This is a genomic window from Mycolicibacterium sediminis, from assembly GCF_010731735.1.
GTDB classification, from domain to species: Bacteria; Actinomycetota; Actinomycetes; order Mycobacteriales; family Mycobacteriaceae; genus Mycobacterium; species Mycobacterium sediminis.
In genome coordinates this window covers 2997030-3016896 of the sequence record NZ_AP022588.1, presented here as the reverse complement: position 1 = coordinate 3016896, position 19867 = coordinate 2997030, and the positions used below count along the sequence as shown (strand labels likewise).

The following is a 19867-nucleotide window of genomic DNA, read 5'->3' as shown; positions in this document are numbered from 1 at the left end:
GAGAGGGCGTCCCGTGGCGAACGAACGGGCTGTCGAAGACGTCAGCCGCCTGCAGCACTCCTCCCGCGACACCGCCACGCTGCCCGCACTGCTGTCGACGTGGCTGAGCAGCGTCATGCCCGGCGGAGTCACACCGGAGGTGACCGTGGAGAGCGGCATCGACTCCAATGGGATGTCCTCGGAGACGATCGTCCTCACCGGTCGGTGGCACGACGAGGGTCGGGCGGTCGAACAGCGCTGGGTCGCACGGGTCGCACCGACCGCCGAGGACGTCCCCGTCTTTCCCACCTACCGCCTCGACCACCAGTTCGAGGTCATGCGGCAGGTCGGCGAACTGACCGACGTCCCCGTGCCGCGCGTGCGGTGGATCGACGACGTCGGTGCCGTCCTGGGCACGCCGTTCTTCCTGATGGATCTGGTCGACGGCGTCGTGCCGCCCGACGTCATGCCCTACACGTTCGGCGACAACTGGTTCTTCGACGCCACCGCCGGCGAGCAGCGGGAACTGCAGGACGCGACGGTCGAGGTGCTGGCGAAGCTGCACTCGATCCCCGACGCGGCCGAGCTGTTCGGCTTCCTCACCGACGTCGACCCGCCCGGGGACAATGCGCTGCGCAGACACTTCGGCTGGCTTAAGGACTGGTACGGGTTCGCGGTGCCCGACATCGGCAGGGCACCTACCGTCGAGCGCGCGCTGGCGTGGCTCGAGGACAACTTCCCCGACGACGTCGCCGCCTCGACACCGGTCCTCGCCTGGGGCGACTCACGGATCGGCAACGTGCTCTACCAGGACTTCCGGCCCGTGGCCGTCCTCGACTGGGAGATGGCGACCGTCGGCCCGCGCGAACTCGACGTGTCGTGGATCGTGTTCGCCCACATGGTGTTCCAGGAGCTGGCCGGCCTGGCCGGGCTACCCGGACTGCCCGACGTGCTGCGCGAGGACGACGTCCGCGCCACCTACGAGTCGCTGACCGGCGCGACGCTGGGCGACCTGACGTGGTTCTACGTGTACTCCGGGGTGATCTGGTGTTGCGTGTTCATGCGCACCACCGCGCGGCGGGTGCACTTCGGCGAGATGGACCCACCGCAGGACTTGGAGTCGACGTTCTATCACCTGCCGCTGCTGAAGCGACTGATCGGAGACCACTGATGCTCGGCCCCATGGACGAATTCCCCGTTCACCAACTCCCCCAGCCGATCGCGTGGCCCGGCTCGTCGGACCGCAACTTCTACGACCGGTCCTACTTCAACGCCCACGACCGCACCGGCGACCTCTTCGTCATCACCGGCATCGGCTACTACCCCAACCTCGGGGTGAAGGACGCGTTCTTAATGATCAGGCGCGGCGACGAGCAGACCGCGGTTCACCTGTCCGACGGCATCGACGGCGACCGGCTGAACCAGAACGTCGTCGACTATCGCGTCGAGGTCGACGAGCCGCTGCACCGGCTGCGGATCGTGCTCGACGAGACCGAGGGCATCGCCGCCGATCTGACGTGGAACGGACTGTTCGACGTCGTGCAGGAGCAGCGGCACGTCCTGCGCACCGGCACCCGCGTCACCCTCGACGCCCAGCGCTTCGCGCAACTGGGAACGTGGAGTGGACATCTGGCGATCGACGGGCAGGAGATCACCGTCGACCCGGACACGTGGATCGGGTCGCGCGACCGGTCGTGGGGCATCCGTCCGGTCGGCGAGTCCGAGCCCGCGGGGCGACCGGCCGACCCGCCGTTCGAAGGCATGTGGTGGCTTTACGTGCCCATGGCGTTCGACGACTTCTCGATCGTCCTCATCATCCAGGAGGAGCCGAGCGGCTTCCGGTCGCTCAACGACTGCACGCGCATCTGGAAGGACGGCCGCATCGAGCAGTTGGGCTGGCCGCGGATCAAGATCCACTACCGTCCGGGCACCCGCATCCCCACCGGCGCGACGATCGACGCGACCGCGGGCGACGGCACTCCCGTGCGCTTCGACGTCGAGTCCAAGCTGCCGGTGCCCCTGCACGTGGGCGGCGGCTACGGCGGCGACGCGGACTGGACCCACGGCATGTGGCGCGGCGAGAAGTTCACCGAGCGACTGACCTACGACATGACCGACCCGGCGATCGTCGGGCGGACCGGGTTCGGCGTCATCGACCACGTCGGGCGGGCGCTGTGCACCGAAGGCGATCGTGCGCCCGTCGAGGGGTGGGGGCTCTTCGAGCACGGCGCGCTTGGCCGTCACGACCCGTCGGGGTTCGCGGACTGGCTGTCGGTCGCGGACTAGCTGGGACCGCCGCATGCGTGCGGCTCGCCGAGATGGCGCTGGTGGTCGTTACGCGCGCCGGTTGGCAGCCATGTGTGCGCTCTCGGCGCACCTCCGGGCTACTTGGGGGTTCCCCGCCGCCTGACCTCCCGCGAGAGTCGCGTAATGGCGGAGAAGTGCGAGTGGACGTCTACCGAAAGCAACTCTCGTGCCGGCCGGGGCGTGCGTACACGAATGAGGTCGGATTACGTACGTAAGGCCCACGCTCCGAACCCGCCGCGGTGAGACTGCGTGGAGGGTCGTGGCGAGGTCCGGATCGCAGCCCCACGCGCAGTCTCAACGACGATCCACGCGAGGCGCCACCCCGCCGAGACGGAAGCCAGCGTCGCGATCGCGCCGGCACGGCGACGTGACTCTCCAGTTCGGCGCAACAGCCCCGCACACGACGAAGGGGCACCCGCCGTAGCGGGTGCCCCTCCGGAAATTGAGTGCTTAGCGGCCGTTGCCCACGGTCGACTGGGGAGAGCCGACGCTGGCCTGCTGCTGGATGTCGTGCACCCAGGTGTGGTGGTCGATACCGGCGGAGGCGGGCGCGGCCAGAGCGAACGTGGCGGCGGCGAAACCTGCGGCGATGGTGCCGGCGAATCCGAGCTTCTTCATGGTCTACCTCTTTCCCTCTACTCGCTCTGGCTGAGCGTTCTGATGGTCATAACCGGCAGGTCAGGGAAAGAATTTCCGGTGGCAGTGATTGTGCGGCGCGTGGCAGGATTCGACGCCCTACTCTGGTCGAGTGACACTCGTGCTCGGCCCAGTCCTCCGCCACGTCGGCCCCACCTCGGCGATGATCTGGGTGCAAACGGAACGGCCCGCCACCGTCGAGGTGCTCGGTTGCTCGGCGCCCACGTTCGAGGTGCAGGGCTTCCACTACGCGATGGTGCCGGTGGAGGGCCTGACCGAGGACTCGGTGACCGAGTACGAGGTGCACGTCGACGGTGCGAAGGTGTGGCCCGAGGCCGACTCGTCCTTCCCGCCGAGCGTCATCAAGACTCGCGGACCCCGCAGCGCCGACCGCCTTCGGCTGATCTTCGGCTCCTGCCGCTACCCGAAGACCGGCGACGAGAAGCTCGACGCCAAGCTCGGCGACGACGCCCTGGACTGCTACGCCGCCCGGTTGCCCCGTCTGCCGGTCGAGGAGTGGCCGGACGCGCTGATCCTGCTCGGCGATCAGGTCTACGCCGACGAACTCACGCCGCAGGCCCGCCAGCACCTGGCGGGCCGCCGGTCGGGCCGGAACAAGGGCCACCGCCCGCCCGACGAGGTGGTCAGCTTCGGCGAGTACGAGGGTCTGTACCGGCACACGTGGGGCGATCCCGAGATCCGCTGGATCATGTCGACGCTCCCGACGGCGATGATCTTCGACGACCACGACATCCGCGACGACTGGAACACCTCCGCGGCGTGGCGGGCCGAGGTCAACGAGAAGCCGTGGTGGCGCGACCGCATCCGGGCGGGCCTCGCGTCGTACTGGGTCTACCAGCACCTGGGGAACCTGGCCCCGGCGGAACTGCTGACCGACCCGGACTACCAGAAGGTGCTCGCCGCCGAGGGCGACACCTGGTCGCACCTCAGCGACCTCGCCGACCGGGCCGACGCGGAAGTCGACGGCGACAAGGGCCTTCGCTTCAGCTACCGGTGGGACCTGGGCCGCAGCAGGCTGATCATGGTCGACTCGCGCAACGCCCGCATCCTGGACTCCGGTGATCGCAAGATGCTCGGCGACCGCGAGTTCGCGTGGCTCGAGGAGCAGATCGAGGACCGACCGGCCGACATCGACCACCTGATCCTCGGCTCGTCGCTGCCCTGGCTGCTGCCCCCGGCGATCGGCGACGCGCAGACCGTCAACGAGGCCGCTGCGAACCGGCCGGGCCTGCGCGGCCGGCTGGGCGAGACGATCCGTCAGGCCGCCGACTTCGAGCACTGGGCGGCGTTCCTGCAGTCGTTCCTCCGGCTCAGCGACCTCATCGCGCGGGCGGCGTCACGACAGACGAACGAGCTGGCCAGCATCTCGGTGCTCTCCGGCGACGTCCACCACAGCTACGCCGCGCGTGCGAACATGCCGGGCACCCGCGTTCACCAGCTGGTGTGCTCGCCGGTGCACAACTACGTGCCGTTCTTCGTCAAGCCGGTCTTCAAGCTGGCCTGGTCTCAGCGCGCCGCCCGCGTGACGCGACGGTGGGCCCGTCGCAACGGGTCCCCCGACCTGCCGTTCTCGTGGCGGAACCTCAGCGGGCCACTGTTCGGCAACACCCTGGCCGCACTGAACGTCGACGGTCGCAGCGCCGAGGTGGTATTCGAGCAGCCCGACGAGGCGGGTCACCTCTCCGAGGTCACCCGGATCGCGCTGACCGACTGAGTGTCAGGCCGTCCGGCTCTCGGCCCGCGGCGGTGCCGTGACCTGATCTGCTGCCCGCCCGAACACCATCGACTCCTCGATGCGGTCGAACCGGTGGTCGACGATGTCGAGCACGTAGTTGTGCCGGACGTGCCACGGCCTCTTGCTGCCCGACCGGGGCAGGGCGTGCGGGGCACGCTTGATGTAGCCGGCGTCGAGGTCGAACGTCGGCTTCTCCTCCACTGGCGTGTCGCCGAGGTGCGGGTAGGCGTGCGTGTACCCGTGAGAGTCCATGTAGGCCAACAGCTTCGCGACGGCGCGGGCCGTCATGTCGGCGCGCAGCGTCCACGACGCGTTGGTGTACCCGATGCACCACGCCATGTTCGGGACGTCCTCGAGCAGGTACTCCTTGTAGACGAACCGGTCGGTGGGGTCGACGTCCCGGCCGTCCACGACGATCTTGATGCCGCCGAGCGCCTGCAGCTGCAGACCGGTCGCCGTCACCACCACGTCGGCGTCGAGCCGGCGACCAGACGTCAGCACGATCCCCGTCTCGTCGAAGTGGTCGACGTGGTCGGTGACGATCTCGGCGCGGCCCTCGCCGATCTGGTTGAACAGATCGTGGTCGAGGATCAGGCACATGCGCTGATCCCACGGGTCGTACCTCGGCTTGAAGTGGGTGTCGACGTCGTAGCCCTTCGGCAGCGCGGCGATCGTGCGGTTCCGGACCAGCCACCGGCCGAAGCGCGGCGCCTTGCGGAACATGAAGTACGACAAAACGTGGAACAGCGCGTTGCGGAAGCGCACCACCGAGTGGGACACCTTCCGCGGCAGCAGCTTCCGGATGGCGTCGACCATCGGGTCGATGCGCGCCATGGACATCATGTACGTCGGCGAACGCTGCAGCATCGTCACGTGTGCGGCGGTCTTCGCGAGCGCCGGGATCAGGCTGATCGAGGTCGCACCGCTGCCGATCACGACGACCCGCTTACCCGAGTGGTCGAGGTCCTCGGGCCAGAACTGCGGGTGGACGACGTTCCCACCGAACCGTTCGATGCCGGGGAACTCGGGCGTGTACGGGTCGTCGTAGTTGTAGTAGCCGGTGCCGAAGAACAGGAAGCGGCCGCGGTAGAGCTTCTCCACCCCGTCCTCCTGGGCGCGCACCGTCCAGGTGTCCGTGCCGGAGTCCCACTCGGCCGACTCCACGTGGGTGTTGAAGCGGATGTGCTCGTCGATGCCGTGCTTGCGCGCCGTCGTCGTCAGGTACTCGCGGATGTCGGCGCCGTCGGCGACGTTCTCCCGCCGGGTCCACGGCTCGTACGGGAAGCTCAGCGTGAAGATGTCGCTGTCCGACCGGATGCCCGGGTAGCGGAACAGGTCCCACGTTCCGCCGATGCGCTGACGGCGTTCCAGAATCGTGAACGACGACTTCGGGTTGCGTTCCCGGATGCGGTAGGCCGCTCCGATGCCGGAGATCCCGGCGCCGATGATCAGGACGTCTGAGTAGTCCGCGTCGGTGTCACCCACGGCGACCCTCCTTTGGTGTGCCGATGGACCAGGTACTGGTCCCGCTGCGTACCACCACCCTAGGTGGTCGGTTCCGTCCCGTGGGAAATCGGTGCGAAAAGACCGTGGTACGCGCACCCGGACGCGTCGGAGTCGTCAGACTGGTCCGGTGGTGGACGTAGTGGTGGTGGGGGCGGGGTTCGCAGGTCTGAGCACGGCGCGCGAGCTGGACCGGCGCGGCCTCGACGTCGTGGTGCTTGAGGGGCGCGACCGGGTGGGCGGGCGCTCGCACACGACCACGATCGCCGGCGTGCCGATCGACCTGGGCGGCACCTTCGTGGGCCCCAGCCAGGACGCCGTCCTCGGCCTCGCCGCCGAACTGGGGTGCCCGACGACGCCCACGTACAGCCGCGGCAAGAACCTGATCCGGTGGCGCGGGCGGGTGCGGTCGTACCGCAGCACCATCCCGAAGTTGTCGATCCTCGAGCTGCTCGACGTCTCCAGGATCCAGTGGCGGTTCGAGCGGCTCAGCCGTCAGGTCCCGGTGGCCCGGCCGTGGACCTCGCCGCTCGCCGAGCGACTGGACGCCAGAACGCTCGACGGGTGGCTGCGGTCGGTGCACGCCGGCGCCTCCACCCGCGACCTGATGGCGATCATGTCTCGCGTGACGTGGGGCTGCGAACCCGACGAGGTGTCGATGCTCCACGCGGTGCGGTACGTGAAGGCCGCGGGCGGGATCGGCCCGATGCTCGACGTCCAGGGCGGAGCGCAGCAGGACCACTTCCCCGACGGCACCCAGTCGATCGCCCTGCGGATGGCCGAGCAGCTGGGCGACCGCGTCCGCACCGAGGCCGTGGTGACCCGCATCGAACGCAGCGGCGACGGCGTCGTGGTGCACACCGACGCGGGGCCGACGTCCGCACGTGCGGTCGTCGTCGCCGTCCCGCCGGAGCACCGTGCCGACATCGCGTTCGACCCGCCGCTGCCCGACGAGCACGCGCGCCTGGCCGAGCACTGGCCGCTGGGCAGGCTCAGCAAGGCCTACGCCGCCTACGAGACGCCGTTCTGGCGCGCTGACGGCCATTCCGGCCAGGCGCTGTCCGACGAGGGCCCGGTGTTCATCACCTTCGACGTCAGTCCCGCCGACGGCCCGGGGGTCCTGCTCGGCTTCACCGACGCCCGCACCTTCGACCCGTTGCCCGCCGAGCGGCGCCGCGACCGTGCCCTGTCGTGCTTCGTCGACCTCTTCGGCCGGCAGGCGGCGACGCCGATCGACTACGTGGACCACTGCTGGGGCACCGAGGAGTTCGCCCCCGGCGGGCCCACCGCCGCGGTGCCGCCCGGTTCGTGGACGCGCTACGGCCGGGCGCTGCACACGCCGGTCGACGGCGTCTTCTGGGCAGGCACCGAGACGGCCGACGTGTGGACGGGCTTCCTCGACGGCGCCGTGCGCTCCGGCCGACGGGCCGCGGCCGAGGTGGCCGAGCACCTGGCCCGCTAGGAGGTGAGCCGCTCCTCGCGGATGGATTCGACCAGGCCGCGCAGGTGCGCGTTGACCGCGGCGGGACGTTCGAGGATCGCGCAGTGTCCGCCGCTCAGTTCGACGAACGACGTCAGGTTGGGCGCGTTGGCGGCGATGCGGCGCGCGGCCGCGATGGGCAGCAGCCGGTCGCCGCGGCTGCCGATCACCAGCGTCGGGACGGTCAGGTTGGTGAGCCCGATGTGGTTGTCGCCCATGGCGTCTACGAGCACCCGGGCCCAGCCTCCGCGGCCCGCGGGCGGGGTCTTGGCGAACAGGTCGAAGACGAAGTCGCCGATCGCCGGGTCCGCGTCTCGACCGACGGCCAGCGTGGACACCATCCGCCGCGTCTGCGCGATGGAGCCCGGCACCAGCGGCGCGGAGCCCAGTCGCTTCAGCAGCAGACCGCCGGCGCGGACGCGGCCGGCCGCCAGCCGCTCGGGTACCGGCAGGAGCTGCACGTTGCGCAGGAGTTCGCCCGAGGTGGTGTTGATGAGCGCCACGGCGTCGGCGCACTGCCGCACCCGCGCGGGGTAGCGCTGCGACCACGCCTGGATGGCGATGCCGCCCATCGAGTGTCCGGCGATCACCGCCTTCTCCCCCGGTGCCAGCGTGGCGTCGAGGACGGCGTCGAGGTCCGCGGCGAGGAAGTCGAGGCCGTAGCCGCGCCGCTTCGGCACGCCGCTGCGGCCGTGCCCGCGGTGGTCGTAGGCGATGACGCGATGGTCTCGGGACAGGTCCGCGATCTGGTTGGCCCACACCCGGATGGCGCAGGTGATGCCGTGGGCCAGCACGATCGGGTAGCCGTCCGCCGGTCCGAACACCTCGGTGTGGATGCGGGTGTGGTCCGAGGAGTGCACCATCAGCGTCTTGCCCGCCGGCAGCTCGGTGGCGGGCGCGTAGGGCCGCAGTCGAGGGCTCACCGGGACCTCCCATCCGCCACGGCAGCCTTGCCGTGCGCGGGAGAAGTCTAACTACGTCTAGTTGACGCGTGTCAAGAGATGGCGTCCTGGCGGGGCATCACGAGAACCGGCTTCACCGCGCCCCCGGACGTCGCCGCCGACCACGCGGCATCGAAGTCGTCGAAGGCGAACCGCGTGACCACCTCGCCCACGGGCAGGTCGCCGCTGCGGACCAGATCGGCCAGTCGCGGGATGAACGCATGGGGATCGCTGTCACCCTCGACCACGCCGCGCACCCGCAGTCCACGGGCCATGATGAGGCCGACGGGCAGCGGCGCCATCAGCGCGCCGAGTCCGACCAGGGCCAGCGTGCCGCCGGCCCGCAGCGCGGCGCACGCACCGGCGAGGACGTCCGGCACCGCCGTGGTGTCCACCGCGAGCGACGCACCACCACCGGTCGCCTCGACGACCGCGGCCGCGACGTCGCCGTCGGCCGGGTCGACCACGGTGGTGGCACCCAATCGCGTTGCCAGCGAACGGCGTTCGGCCACCGGATCCACTGCGACGACGGCTCGGCAGCCGGCGATCCGCGCACCCATCACCGCCGAGAGGCCCACACCACCCGCGCCGAACACCACCACGGTGTCGTCGGCGCCCGCCGCGAGCGCGTTGAGCACCGTGCCGACGCCGGTCTGCACGCTGCATCCCAGCGGTGCCGCGAGCGCGGGGTCGATCGACTCCCCGATCGGGATGGCGTTGGCCGACCTGGCGAGAGCGTGGGTGGCGAAGCTGGACTGTCCGAAGAAGCCGCCGCGGATGGGGTGTCCGTCCAGGCGCAGTGCGCTGGCCTCGTCGCCGCGGTCGCCCCGCATGTTCAGCGTGGTGGCGTGGTCGCAGTAGGCGGGTGCGCCGGACGCGCAGGCGCCGCACGAGCCGCAGCTGTCGAACGTCAGCACCACCTGCTCACCGCCGCGGCGGCGCGAGTCGGGTCCCGTGGCGACGACGGTGCCCGCACCCTCGTGCCCGAAGGTCATCGGCATCCGCTTCGCCGGCCACCTCGCGGCGAGGCTGACGTCGGTGTGGCAGATGCCGACGGCGTCGATGCGGACGAGCACCTCGTCACGGATCGGACCCCGGATCTGGACGTCGGTCAGTCGTGGCTGGGATCCCTCGTCGAGCAGGACCGCGGCGCGGGCTTCGATCACCCGGGGATGTTAAATGGTCTGGATGCGTGCCATTCAAGTAGCCCGACTGGAGGGTCCGCACGCCGCGGAACTCGTGGACATCGACGAGCCGACCGGGGATGGCGTCGTCATCGACGTGCACGCCGCGGGCGTCGCGTTCCCGGATGCGCTGCAGACGCGCGGCCAGTATCAGCACGCGCCGGAGTTGCCGTACACGCCCGGCGCCGAGGTGGCCGGCGTCGTGCGCAGTGCACCGGCGGGTGCGCACGTCTCGACCGGTGACCGCGTCGCCGGCCTGACGATGCTGTCCGGCGGAATGGCCGAAGTCGTGGTGCTGCCGCCGGATCGGGTGTTCCGGCTGCCGGGTTCGGTGTCCTTCGGGGCCGGCGCGGGACTGCTCTTCAACGACCTGACGGTGCACTGCGCACTGCGCACCCGTGGCCGACTCGCGCCCGGGGAGACCCTGCTGGTCCACGGCGCGGCCGGCGGCATCGGCACGTCGACGCTGCGCCTGGCCGCCGCCTGGGGAGCCTCCCGGATGATCGCCGTGGTGAGCACCGAGGACAAGGTGGCCGTCGCCCGCGCCGCGGGCGCGACGGACGTCGTTCTCGCCGAACGCTTCAAGGACGACGTCAAGGAGTTGACCGGAGGACGCGGCGTGGACGTCGTCGTCGACCCCGTGGGCGGTGACCGGTTCACCGACTCCCTGCGGTCGCTGGCTCCCGGCGGGCGCCTGCTGGTGATCGGCTTCACCGGCGGGGACATCCCCACCGTCAAGGTCAACCGGCTGCTGCTCAACAACGTCGACACCGTCGGCGTCGGCTGGGGAGCATGGGCGGCAACGCATCCCGGCTATCTGCAGGAGCAGTGGGCCGAGATCGAGCCGCTACTGGCCGCGGGCCTGGTCACCGTGCCCCAGCCGGTGGTCTATCCACTCGAACGGGCCGGCGAGGCCATCGCCTCGCTCGAGGACCGCTCGGCCCGGGGCAAGGTCGTCGTCCGGGTGCGTTAGCGGCTCCCGGCGTCGTCGCGCAGCACCACGGCGGCGATGACGGCGGCCACCGCGGTGAGCACCAGGATCGTCGATGCGACGGCGGTCCATCCGCGCGCGTCGAACGCCACGCCGCCGACCCAGCCGATGGCGCTGGATCCGCCGTAGTAGAAGAGGTTGTAGAGCGACGACGCCTGGGCCCTGCCCGCAGGTGCCGACTGTCCCGTCCAGCCCGCGGCGATCGAGTGCGCTCCGAAGAATCCCGCCGTGGCGATCACCAGACCGACGAGGACGGCGATCAGGTTGTCGCTCAACGTGATCGAGACACCCACCGCCAACGTCGCGATCGATCCGAGCAGGATTCGCTTGCGCCCGAAGCGCGATGCCTCGGCCCCGGCGCGCGATGACGCCCACGTGCCCGCCAGGTAGGCCAGGAACACCAGGCTGATCACCGACGGCGCCAGCCCGAACGGCGCACCGGCGAGCCGGAAGCCCAGGAAGTTGTAGAGCGCGACGAACCCGCCCATGAGCAGGAACGCCTGGGCGAACAGGGCCAGCTGACGTGGCGAGCGCAGGTTGGCCGCCAGGCGGTGGGCCAGGCTGCCCTCCGGGTTGGCAGCACGCCGGTTGCGCGGCGTGAAGCCGCGCGGCTCGGGTGCGAGCCTGACGAAGCTGAGCGCGGCGAGGCCGCAGACCACCGCGACGGTGAAGACGCCTATGCGCCAGCCCGCGACCTCGGCGACCGGGCTGGCCACCAGCCGGCCGAGCAGCCCGCCGATCGTGGTACCCGCCACGAACGTCCCGGCCGCCCGAGCGGCGTGCACGGGGTTGACCTCCTCGGTCAGGTAGGCGACGGCGATCGCCGGCACGCCACCGACGAACAGACCCTCGACGAACCGTCCGGCCAGCAGCAGCTCGTAGCTGGGTGCGAACGGGATGAGGAGCCCGACCGCCGTCGCGGTGGTGACCGACGTCGAGATCGCACGGACCCGGCCGACGCGGTCGGCGATCATCGACCACGGGATCACGCCGACTGCCAGCCCGATGGTCGACGCCGAGATCATCAGCGCGGCGTGAGCGGCGCCGACGCCCAGGTCGGCCGAGATCAGTGGGAGGACGGCCTGCGGCGAGTACAGCTGGGCGAAGGTCGCGACGCCCGCGCAGAACAGGGCCGCGAGCAGCCGACCGTAGGCAGCCGAGCCCTTGGCGTGACCCGTCCAGGACCGGTCGAGCGAGTTGTCGATGGACACTCGAATCAGGTTAGGAACGCATTCTCGATGTGTCCAATGCATGACACACGTCGAATCGATACGTCTGGCACATCATTACTGCTGAGGCGACGACTCTCGGAGAAAGATCGTGAAACGTTCCGTCGGCGGCGACGGCGTCCGGTCCCGGTCCCACACCAGTCCGACCTCGCGTCGCGCTCCGACGTTGGTCAGCGGAACGTGCACCACCTTCGCCGTCGCCTCCGTGCCCTCGCGCGGGAGCGGCACCACCGCGACGCCGAACCCCGCCGCCACCAGACCCTCCATGGTCGGGATCTCCGTGGCCTCGAAGACGATCTCCGGCTCGATCCCGTCCTCGGCCCACAGTGCGTCGGTGAGCAACCGCAGGCCGAAGGGCTGCTCGAGTGCGACGAACGGCTCGCCCGCCGCCGCGGACATCCGCACCCGAGCCCGGGACGCCAGCCGGTGGCCACGCGGCACGGCCAGACACAGCCGCTCCGCGTACAGCCGATGCCAGGTGAACCCTGACCCTGCGGGCCGCGGCGAGGTGATCGCGACGTCGGCCCGTCCGGTCAGCACGCGTTCGGTGATCTCGTGTGCCGGCCCCTGGAACAGGTCGAAACCGATGCCCGGCGCGGCTTCCCGGAACCGTCGGAGCTGTTCTGGCACATACCAGTTGGCCAGCGAGTGCAGGAAGGCGAGGCGAACCCGCCCGGTGTCGGGGTCGCGCAGCGCGGCGATGCGCTCGGTGGCCGACTGCATCTCGGCGAGGCTGCGGCGGGCGTGCTCGACCATGATCCGTCCGTACGGGTTGAGCCGGAGCCGCCGGTTGACCCGGTCGAACAGCGGCGTCCCCGCCTGCTCCTCGAACCGGGCCAACGCCCGCGACAGCGTCGGTTGGCTGATCCCCAGTTCCGCGGCGGCCTCGGTGACGTGCTCGGTCTCGGCGAGGACGACGAACCACTGCAGTTCCTCGAGGTGCACGCTACGACGATAGCCAGGTGACGTTTTCGCCGGTCACGGACAGGGAACAACGACGCCATGTCACTGACCGTCGCCGTCACGGGACCCACCGGAGAGATCGGCATCTCGACCATCGAGGCCCTGGAACAGCACCCCGAGGTCACGACGATCATCGGCATGGCGCGCCGACCGTTCGACCCCGCCGCGCGGGGCTGGACCAAGACGGTCTACCGGCAAGGCGACATCCTCGACCGCGACGCCGTGGACGGGCTCGTCGCCGACGCCGACGTGGTGGTCCACCTCGCATTCATCATCATGGGATCGAGGGACGAGAGCGCCCGGATCAACCTGGAGGGCACCCGCAACGTCTTCGAGGCGACCGCCGCCGCGCAACGCCCCCGGCGGATGGTCTACACCTCCTCGGTCGCCGCCTACGGCTACCACCCGGACAACCCGAGCCCGATCACCGAGGACGTCCCCGTGCGGGGCTCCGCCGAGCACTACTACTCCGAGCAGAAGGCGGCGTGCGAGGCGACGCTGGCCGACGCGACCGCGGGCTCCTCGCTCGAGGTCTTCGTGCTGCGGCCCTGCATCGTCGCCGGACCGAAGGCGACCGCCCTGGCCGACGCCATGCCCTGGAACCGACTGCCGGACGGCGTCCGTCGCATCACCCGGGCGTTGCCGCTGCCCAAGCCGCCGTTCCCCGATCCGGGCACACCCCTGCAACTCGTCCATCACGACGACGTCGCGGCCGCCATCGCCCTGGCCGTCACGACCACGTCCGCCCCGGCGGGTGCCTACAACATCGCCGGCGACGGCCTGCTGTCCATGTCCGACGTCGGGGAGGCGTTCGGCGCCCGGCCGGTCAAGGTGCCGCACCTCGCGGCCGTGGCCACGTCCGAGGTGATCGCACGGCTCCCGTTCGTGCCGTTCGCGCTGGAGTGGCTGCACGCCGGACGCGCGTCGGTGGTGATGGACACCAGCAAGGCCAAGGAGCACCTCGGGTGGCGCCCCGAGCACACGTCGGCCGACACGCTCGCCGCGCTGGCCGACGCGGTGAACCGGACCTGACTCAGGCGCCCACCGACATCTGCGTGATCTGCTTGCACGCCGCGCACATGCCGGCGCTGGGATAGCCGCACGCGGGGCAGATCGACGACCGGGACGGATCGAGAAGTGACGCGAACGACAGTGCCGACGGTTCAAGATCCCGTCGCCATGGGCGGGAGGCCATCCCCACCATTCCGCTGCTGGTTTGCTCCTCAACCGTGTGAATCATGCCAATCTTCCTCTGTTGCAGCCCCGACCAGGCAGTGCAGTCGCCGATCCGGAAAGGTGCATGTTGCCACCTCCGCCGCTCGCCGTGCACGGTGCGGTTACCCAACCGTGATGTGCGAAAACCTAGCTGAGCTAGCGATACTCCGATGATCACCCTCGACGCGCTGGGGGCATGGGTGATCAAGTGCAACCCGACGCGGACGCCGCTCGAGCCCATGCTCGCCGCGGGCGAGACGAAGCCGTCGTGGTGCGTGGCCGACAACTACCGGTCCCGGCTGCTGCGCCCCGGCCAGCGGGTCCTGTTCTGGGTGTCGGCGCATCCGCGGCGCGGCATCTGGGGATCCGGTCACGTCATCGCGGCTCCCACGACGGGCGACGACGGTCGCCTGCACGTCCCGGTCCGCGTCCCACTGTTCGCCGACCCGGTGCTCGCCGCGGAATTGACGACGGTGCCGGGGCTGGGCGCCATGGAGGTGTTCCGCTCCCCGCAGCAGGCCAACCCGTCCTGGGTGAGCAGCGCGGAGTTGGCGCTGCTCGACCCGTTACTGCCCGGCTGAGCGTCCCACCCGGTTGAACCGCTTGCCGCGGGCGATCCTGCGCATCTCCGCATCCTGGTCGATCAGACCGCTCAACTCGCGGTGCAGTGCGGTCCCCACGCGTTCGCAGAACCGTCGGGGCTCGTCCGCGGCGTCGGGTGATTCGGGGATGATCAGGTCGACGATCCCGTCGCGACGCAGGTCGAGTGACCGGATCCCCTGTCGCTCGGCCATGTCCGGAGCGTGGTCGACGTCGCGGTGGACGATCGCACTCGCTCCCTCCGGCGGCAGCGGCGAGAGCCACGCGTGCTGCGCGGCGAGGACGCGGTCGGCCGGGACCAGCGCCAGTGCGCCGCCTCCGGTGCCCTGCCCCAGCAGCACCGACACCGTCGGGGTGTCGAGGTCGACCATGTCGGCGATGCAGCGAGCGATCTCGCCGGCCAGTCCGCCCTCCTCGGCGTCTTTCGACAGTGCCGCACCGGCGGTGTCGATGACGGTGACCAGCGGCAGCCGGAGGTCTTCGGCCAGTCGCATCCCACGCCGCGCCTCGCGCAGCGCCGCGGGGCCGAGCGGCGTACGCGGCGTCTGTCCGTGCCGGTCCTGTCCGAGCAGCACGCACGGCATGTCGCCGAAGCGGACCAGCGCCAGGATCAGACCGGGGTCGGACTCGCCCTGACCGGTTCCGTTGAGCGGCAACACGTCTGATGCGGCGTTGAACAGCAGCTCGCGTACGCCGGGCCGATCGGGGCGGCGCGACGCCAGCACCGAGGTCCACGCCGGGACGTCGTCGATCACCCGGTCCGGGGTGTCGGCCGGCAACCCGCAGCGCCGGGGTTGATCGGTCATGATCCGCAAGGCCCGGTCGACGATCTCGCCGAGCTGTTCCGGCGGCCGGACCGCGTCGATCAGCCCGTGCGCCTGCAGGTTCTCCGACGTCTGCACCCCGGCGGGGAAGCGATCGTCGTACAGCGCCTCGTACACGCGCGGGCCGAGGAACCCGACGAGCGCCTCGGGTTCGGCGACGGTGAGGTGCCCGAGCGATCCCCACGACGCGAACACCCCACCGGTCGTGGGGTGCCGGAGGTAGACGATGTAGGGCAGGTGGGCGGCCTTGTGCAGGGTGATGGCGGCGGTGATCCTGACCATCTGCAGGAACGCGACCGTTCCCTCCTGCATCCGCGTTCCCCCGGACGTCGGCAGGGCCAGCAGTGGCAGCCCCTCCGCGGTCGCCCGGTGGATCGCCGTGACCAGCCGCTCCCCCGCCGCGACGCCGATCGAGCCTGCGAGGAAGGCGAATTCGCTCAGCAGGATCGCGACCTTGCGCCCGCGGATCGTGATGGCGCCCGTGATCACCGACTCGTCGAGGCCGGTCTTGGCGCGCGCCGCCGCCAGCTCGCCGGCATACGCGTCGTCGACCGCGAACTCGCCGGCCGGCGCGTCCCAGCTGACGAAGCTGTCGACGTCGGCCAGCACGTCGAGCAGGTCGCGCGCGGACAGCCGGCGCATCAGACGGCTTCCTTCAGCCAGGCGCGGACGAGGTCCTCGTCCGCGCCGAGGACGGGCGGGGCCAGGTGCGCGGTCTCGGTGACCTCGGTGCCGTCGGCGTCGAAGAAACGCAGCGGCGGGCCGGGCAGCGTGACGGTCCCCAGCGTCTCGTGGTCGACGTCGATCAGCAGGCCCTGAGAACGGGTCTGCTCCCACTCGTAGACCTCCTGGACGTTGCGGACCTTGCCCGCGGGAACGCCGATCTCGTCGAGCAGCGTCAGCAGCGACGCCGTATCGTGCGCGGCGAACAGTTCGGAGACGAGCGCGATGACGCCGGCCTGATTGGCGACCCGTTGCGGGTTCGTGGCGATGCCCTCGGTGTCGGGATCGACGCCGAAGCCCTCGCAGAACCGGTGCCAGAGCCCCTCGCTGCCCACCGAGATCTGCACGGCGCCATCGGCGGTCGGGAACAGCCCGTACGGGCAGATGGACGGGTGGTGGTTGCCCTGCGCCTCGCCGACCTCGCCAGCAACGGTCCACTTCGTGCCTTGAAACGCGTGCACGCCGACGACGCTGGCGAGCAGGGAGGTCCGCACCACGGAGCCGCGCCCCGTGCGATCGCGGTCGCGGAGTGCCGCGAGCACGCCGAACGCCCCGTACATGCCGGCGAGCAGGTCGGCGATCGGGACGCCGACGCGCTGTACGTCGTCGGGACCGGATCCGGTGAACGACATCAGGCCGGCCTCGCCCTGGGCGATCTGGTCGTAACCGGACCGGCCACCCTCCGGGCCGTCGTGGCCGAAGCCGCTGATCGACAGGATCACCAGGCGGGGGTTCAACTCGGACAGTCGCTCCGGCGAGAAGCCGAGCCGGTCGAGGACGCCGGTGCGGAAGTTCTCGAGCAGGACGTCGGCCTTCCTGACCATGTCCTCGAGGGCCTGGCGCCCGTCGTCGGTCTTGAGGTCCAGCGCGATCGACCGCTTGTTGCGATTCGCCGACAGGAAGTAGGTGGATTCGCGGTCGGCGCCGACGGGCTCGACGAACGGCGGACCCCAGGCGCGGGTGTCGTCCCCACCCTTGGGGCTCTCCACCTTGATCACGTCGGCTCCGAGGTCGCCGAGCATCATCGCCGCGTGCGGGCCTGCGAGGGCGCGGGTCAGGTCGACCACCACGGTGCCGCGCAGCGGACCGGTCCTGCCCGTCGTGTTCAGTTCCAGCGACATCGTGCGCCTCCCGTGGATTGGTGACCTAGTGGACTAGCCAATTCATTGGACCATGGCGACCGGAACCCTGTCAACGGGTGTCGGCGCAGGTCAGGATGGGTCGCCGAGGCGCACGACGACGCCGGGAGGCGGCGGCGCGCCGACCTCGCGCACCGCCGCCTCCCGGCGTTCCTCAGATCGTCAGAGCAAGCCGGGCACCACGAGGACGGCCCAGGCGATGAGCGGTCCGATCGCCACCACTAGCGCGCTGTACTTGAGGATCTGCTTGTAGAACACGTCCCGGTCGATGCCCTGGGCGTTGGCCAGCACCAGTGCGCCGTTGGTCGAGAACGGGCTGACGTCGACGATCGTGGAGGCGATCGCCAGTGCCACGATCACGCCGACGGCACCCACCTCGCCGGCCATCAGGAACGGGACCGCGAGCGGGATGGTGGCGCCCAGGATCGCCGTCGAGGACGCGAACGCGGACACGATGGCGCCGATGTAGCAGAGCAGCAGTGCGACCAGCAGCGGCGCACCCAGTGCCGCGACTCCGTTGCCGACCCACTCGACGGTGCCGGCCTCCTGCAGGACGCCGACGAAGGTCAGCACGCCACCGATGAGAAGCACCGTCGACCAGCTGATCTGATTGATCGCACCCTTCTGCGCCTTCGGTGAGGCGAGCGCCAGGATCACCGCGATCGTCATCGACACGAACCCGACGTCCAGGTCGAGGATCAGCGAGAACACGGCCAGCGAGGCGAGGCCGACGAGAGTGAGGATCTGCTCGAAGGTGATGGCCTTGACCGCGACGGCCAGCGGCGGCGCCTTTTCGGCGGTCACGGCCTGCGAGCGGGCCTTGGTGGTGGTCGTGCCGAAGCCGCGCATGACCGTCGCCGGGGACTTGCCGCCACCCACCGCGCCGGTGTCGTCCTCGGGACGGACGTCGTCGTGGTCGTGCACGCTGCGGCCGATGAGGTCGCGCCCACCGAGGAACGTGAAGAGCAGGACGCCGATCGCGGCGTTGAAGAAGAGGCTGCCCAGAAAGAGGGCCAGCGGGCTGTTCTCGAGGCCGGCACCGGAGGCGATGTTGTTGACGGTGACGCCGTAGATGCTGATCGGCGAGAAGCCGCCTGCCTGCGCGCCGTGCACCACCATCATGCCCATCAGCAGGGGCTTGATGTCGTACCGCGCGGCGAAGCCGAGGGCGATCGGGGCGACGATGGCCACCGCGGCGGGGCCCAGCGCCCCGATCGACGTCAGGACGCCGGTGACCCCGAACATCACCCACGGGATGAGGGCGACGCGGCCGCGGACCAGCCGGACCGCCCCGCGCACCAGCAGGTCGACGGTCCCGTTGTTCTGGGCGATCGCGAAGAGGTACGTGATTCCGACCAGCGTGAGGAACAGGCTGCTCGGGAATCCGCCGATGATCTGGTCGGAGTCCATGCCGACCCAGATCGTGCCGACGAAGAACGCCGCGACGAATCCGAGGGCACCCATATTGACGGGCAACACCGTCGCGGCGATGAACATGACGACCAGCGCCAGGATCGGGATCACTTCAACGGGCATCGCCTTCTCCAACCTGTGGTGCGGGTCTGGCCAATTGGCCTAGCCACTGAGTCACTAGGAGTGAAACAGTGAACCCGGTCACTGTCAACCCTCGACTGTGTCTTCTGTCATGTTCCTGGGAACGGCTATTCTCGGTCCGAAGGCAAAGAGAGTGAGTGACTCAGTGGCTGAGCAAATTCGCCCGGTGGCTCGACCCCGGCTGTACGAGGTGATCGTCGAGCAGCTGTGCAAGCACATGGCCGACGGCGACATGCAGGCCGGCGAACGGCTGCCTCCGGAGCGTGAACTGGCCGCCCAGCTGGGTGTTAGCCGCGCGTCGCTGAGCCAGGCACTGGTGGCCCTCGAGGTGCAGGGCATCCTGTCGGTGCGCCATGGCGACGGTGCGGTCCTGATCCGTCGACCCGTCGGCGACGCCGCGATCCGGGCGCTCCGCGAGCACGCCGATCGACTGCCTGAGGTCATCGAGGCGCGCGAGGCTCTCGAGGTAAAGCTCGCCGAACTCGCCGCCGCGCGCCGAAGCGACGCCGAGATGGCCGCGATCGACGACGCGCTGGCGATCATGGAACTCGAGATCACCGGCGGCGAGCGCGGGGTATCGGGTGACGAACACTTCCACGCCGCCATCACCGCCGCCGCGCACTCCCCCCTCCTGGCACGGCTGATGGGCGAGATCGCCGAACTGGTGCGCGAGACGCGCATCGAATCGCTGTCGCAGTCCGAGCGGCCGAAGGCCTCCCTGGAAGGCCACCGCCGCATCGCCGAGGCCGTGCGCCGGCAGGACCCCGTCGAGGCGGGTCGCGCGATGGCCGACCACATCCGGATGGTGTCGGACGTCGCGCTGCTCCGCGCCGGGAACTGACC

At 70.3% G+C, this 19867-nt stretch carries 18 protein-coding genes; 8 read left to right on the top strand and 10 right to left on the bottom strand.

From position 1 onward, the window contains the following. The first annotated feature begins 13 nt into the window (after positions 1-13). Positions 14-1150: a phosphotransferase family protein gene (locus G6N64_RS14390; protein WP_163797672.1), complete on the top strand. Its 1137-nt coding sequence runs from the start codon at positions 14-16 to the stop codon at positions 1148-1150. Next, positions 1150-2265 carry an Rv3169 family protein gene (locus G6N64_RS14385; protein ID WP_163797671.1) on the top strand — a complete coding sequence of 372 codons (1116 nt, stop codon included), beginning with the start codon at positions 1150-1152 and terminating at the stop codon, positions 2263-2265. The genes G6N64_RS14390 and G6N64_RS14385 overlap by 1 nt, the downstream gene beginning before the upstream one ends. Before the next feature lie 471 nt (positions 2266-2736). Here the strand turns inward: G6N64_RS14385 and G6N64_RS29930 are convergent, their stop codons facing one another. Next, positions 2737-2904 (bottom strand): hypothetical protein, encoded by a 168-nt coding sequence (locus tag G6N64_RS29930; protein ID WP_174266810.1) that lies wholly within the window; start codon positions 2902-2904, stop codon positions 2737-2739. Positions 2905-3034: 130 nt separating this feature from the next. Here G6N64_RS29930 and G6N64_RS14380 point away from each other — a divergent pair, with 130 nt between their 5' ends. Continuing rightward, positions 3035-4657 carry an alkaline phosphatase D family protein gene (locus G6N64_RS14380; RefSeq protein WP_246231160.1) on the top strand — a complete coding sequence of 541 codons (1623 nt, stop codon included), beginning with the start codon at positions 3035-3037 and terminating at the stop codon, positions 4655-4657. Positions 4658-4660: 3 nt separating this feature from the next. Here G6N64_RS14380 and G6N64_RS14375 read toward each other — a convergent pair whose 3' ends face one another. Beyond that, positions 4661-6163 carry a flavin-containing monooxygenase gene (locus G6N64_RS14375; protein ID WP_163797670.1) on the bottom strand — a complete coding sequence of 501 codons (1503 nt, stop codon included), beginning with the start codon at positions 6161-6163 and terminating at the stop codon, positions 4661-4663. 148 nt (positions 6164-6311) lie between these two features. Here G6N64_RS14375 and G6N64_RS14370 point away from each other — a divergent pair, with 148 nt between their 5' ends. Then, positions 6312-7643, top strand: a complete 1332-nt coding sequence (locus tag G6N64_RS14370) for a flavin monoamine oxidase family protein (protein ID WP_163797669.1) — start codon at positions 6312-6314, stop codon at positions 7641-7643. On the opposite strand, the gene G6N64_RS14365 is transcribed toward G6N64_RS14370, so the two are convergent. Then, entirely contained in the window at positions 7640-8524 is an 885-nt protein-coding gene (locus G6N64_RS14365) for an alpha/beta fold hydrolase (protein WP_163801781.1), read from the bottom strand. The genes G6N64_RS14370 and G6N64_RS14365 overlap by 4 nt on opposite strands. Positions 8525-8655: 131 nt before the next feature. Then, a complete protein-coding gene (locus G6N64_RS14360; protein ID WP_163797668.1) occupies positions 8656-9768 on the bottom strand; it encodes an NAD(P)-dependent alcohol dehydrogenase in 1113 nt (370 codons plus the stop codon). Between the two features lie 22 nt (positions 9769-9790). Between G6N64_RS14360 and G6N64_RS14355 the strand changes: the two genes are divergently transcribed. Then, positions 9791-10759, top strand: a complete 969-nt coding sequence (locus G6N64_RS14355) for an NADPH:quinone oxidoreductase family protein (RefSeq protein WP_163797667.1) — start codon at positions 9791-9793, stop codon at positions 10757-10759. Here G6N64_RS14355 and G6N64_RS14350 read toward each other — a convergent pair. Together G6N64_RS14350 and G6N64_RS14345 are read right to left on the bottom strand one after the other, a co-directional pair. Continuing rightward, entirely contained in the window at positions 10756-11988 is a 1233-nt protein-coding gene (locus G6N64_RS14350) for an MFS transporter (RefSeq protein WP_246231158.1), read from the bottom strand. The genes G6N64_RS14355 and G6N64_RS14350 overlap by 4 nt on opposite strands. A gap of 75 nt (positions 11989-12063) precedes the next feature. Beyond that, on the bottom strand, positions 12064-12951 hold the full coding sequence (locus G6N64_RS14345; RefSeq protein ID WP_163797665.1) for a LysR family transcriptional regulator: 888 nt from the start codon (positions 12949-12951) through the stop codon (positions 12064-12066). 57 nt (positions 12952-13008) lie between these two features. Here G6N64_RS14345 and G6N64_RS14340 point away from each other — a divergent pair, with 57 nt between their 5' ends. Continuing rightward, positions 13009-14001, top strand: coding sequence for an NAD-dependent epimerase/dehydratase family protein (locus G6N64_RS14340; RefSeq protein WP_163797664.1), 993 nt, complete (start codon positions 13009-13011; stop codon positions 13999-14001). A gap of 1 nt (position 14002) precedes the next feature. On the opposite strand, the gene G6N64_RS14335 is transcribed toward G6N64_RS14340, so the two are convergent. Beyond that, complete coding sequence (locus G6N64_RS14335) at positions 14003-14209, bottom strand: hypothetical protein (RefSeq protein ID WP_163797663.1); 207 nt, start codon at positions 14207-14209, stop codon at positions 14003-14005. 145 nt (positions 14210-14354) lie between these two features. Here G6N64_RS14335 and G6N64_RS14330 point away from each other — a divergent pair, with 145 nt between their 5' ends. Beyond that, positions 14355-14765, top strand: a complete 411-nt coding sequence (locus tag G6N64_RS14330; protein ID WP_163797662.1) for an EVE domain-containing protein — start codon at positions 14355-14357, stop codon at positions 14763-14765. Here G6N64_RS14330 and G6N64_RS14325 read toward each other — a convergent pair. The 3 genes from G6N64_RS14325 to G6N64_RS14315 all read right to left on the bottom strand — a co-directional run bounded on the left by G6N64_RS14325 (position 14751) and on the right by G6N64_RS14315 (position 19006). Then, entirely contained in the window at positions 14751-16250 is a 1500-nt protein-coding gene (locus tag G6N64_RS14325) for a carboxyl transferase domain-containing protein (RefSeq protein ID WP_163797661.1), read from the bottom strand. The genes G6N64_RS14330 and G6N64_RS14325 overlap by 15 nt on opposite strands. After that, a complete protein-coding gene (locus G6N64_RS14320) occupies positions 16250-17452 on the bottom strand; it encodes a CaiB/BaiF CoA transferase family protein (protein WP_163797660.1) in 1203 nt (400 codons plus the stop codon). Before G6N64_RS14320 ends, G6N64_RS14325 begins: the two co-directional genes overlap by 1 nt. A gap of 180 nt (positions 17453-17632) precedes the next feature. Beyond that, on the bottom strand, positions 17633-19006 hold the full coding sequence (locus G6N64_RS14315; protein ID WP_163797659.1) for an SLC13 family permease: 1374 nt from the start codon (positions 19004-19006) through the stop codon (positions 17633-17635). 163 nt (positions 19007-19169) lie between these two features. On the opposite strand from G6N64_RS14315, the gene G6N64_RS14310 reads away from it, so the two are divergent. Beyond that, positions 19170-19865 carry a FadR/GntR family transcriptional regulator gene (locus tag G6N64_RS14310; RefSeq protein WP_163801779.1) on the top strand — a complete coding sequence of 232 codons (696 nt, stop codon included), beginning with the start codon at positions 19170-19172 and terminating at the stop codon, positions 19863-19865. The last annotated feature ends 2 nt before the right edge of the window (positions 19866-19867 follow it).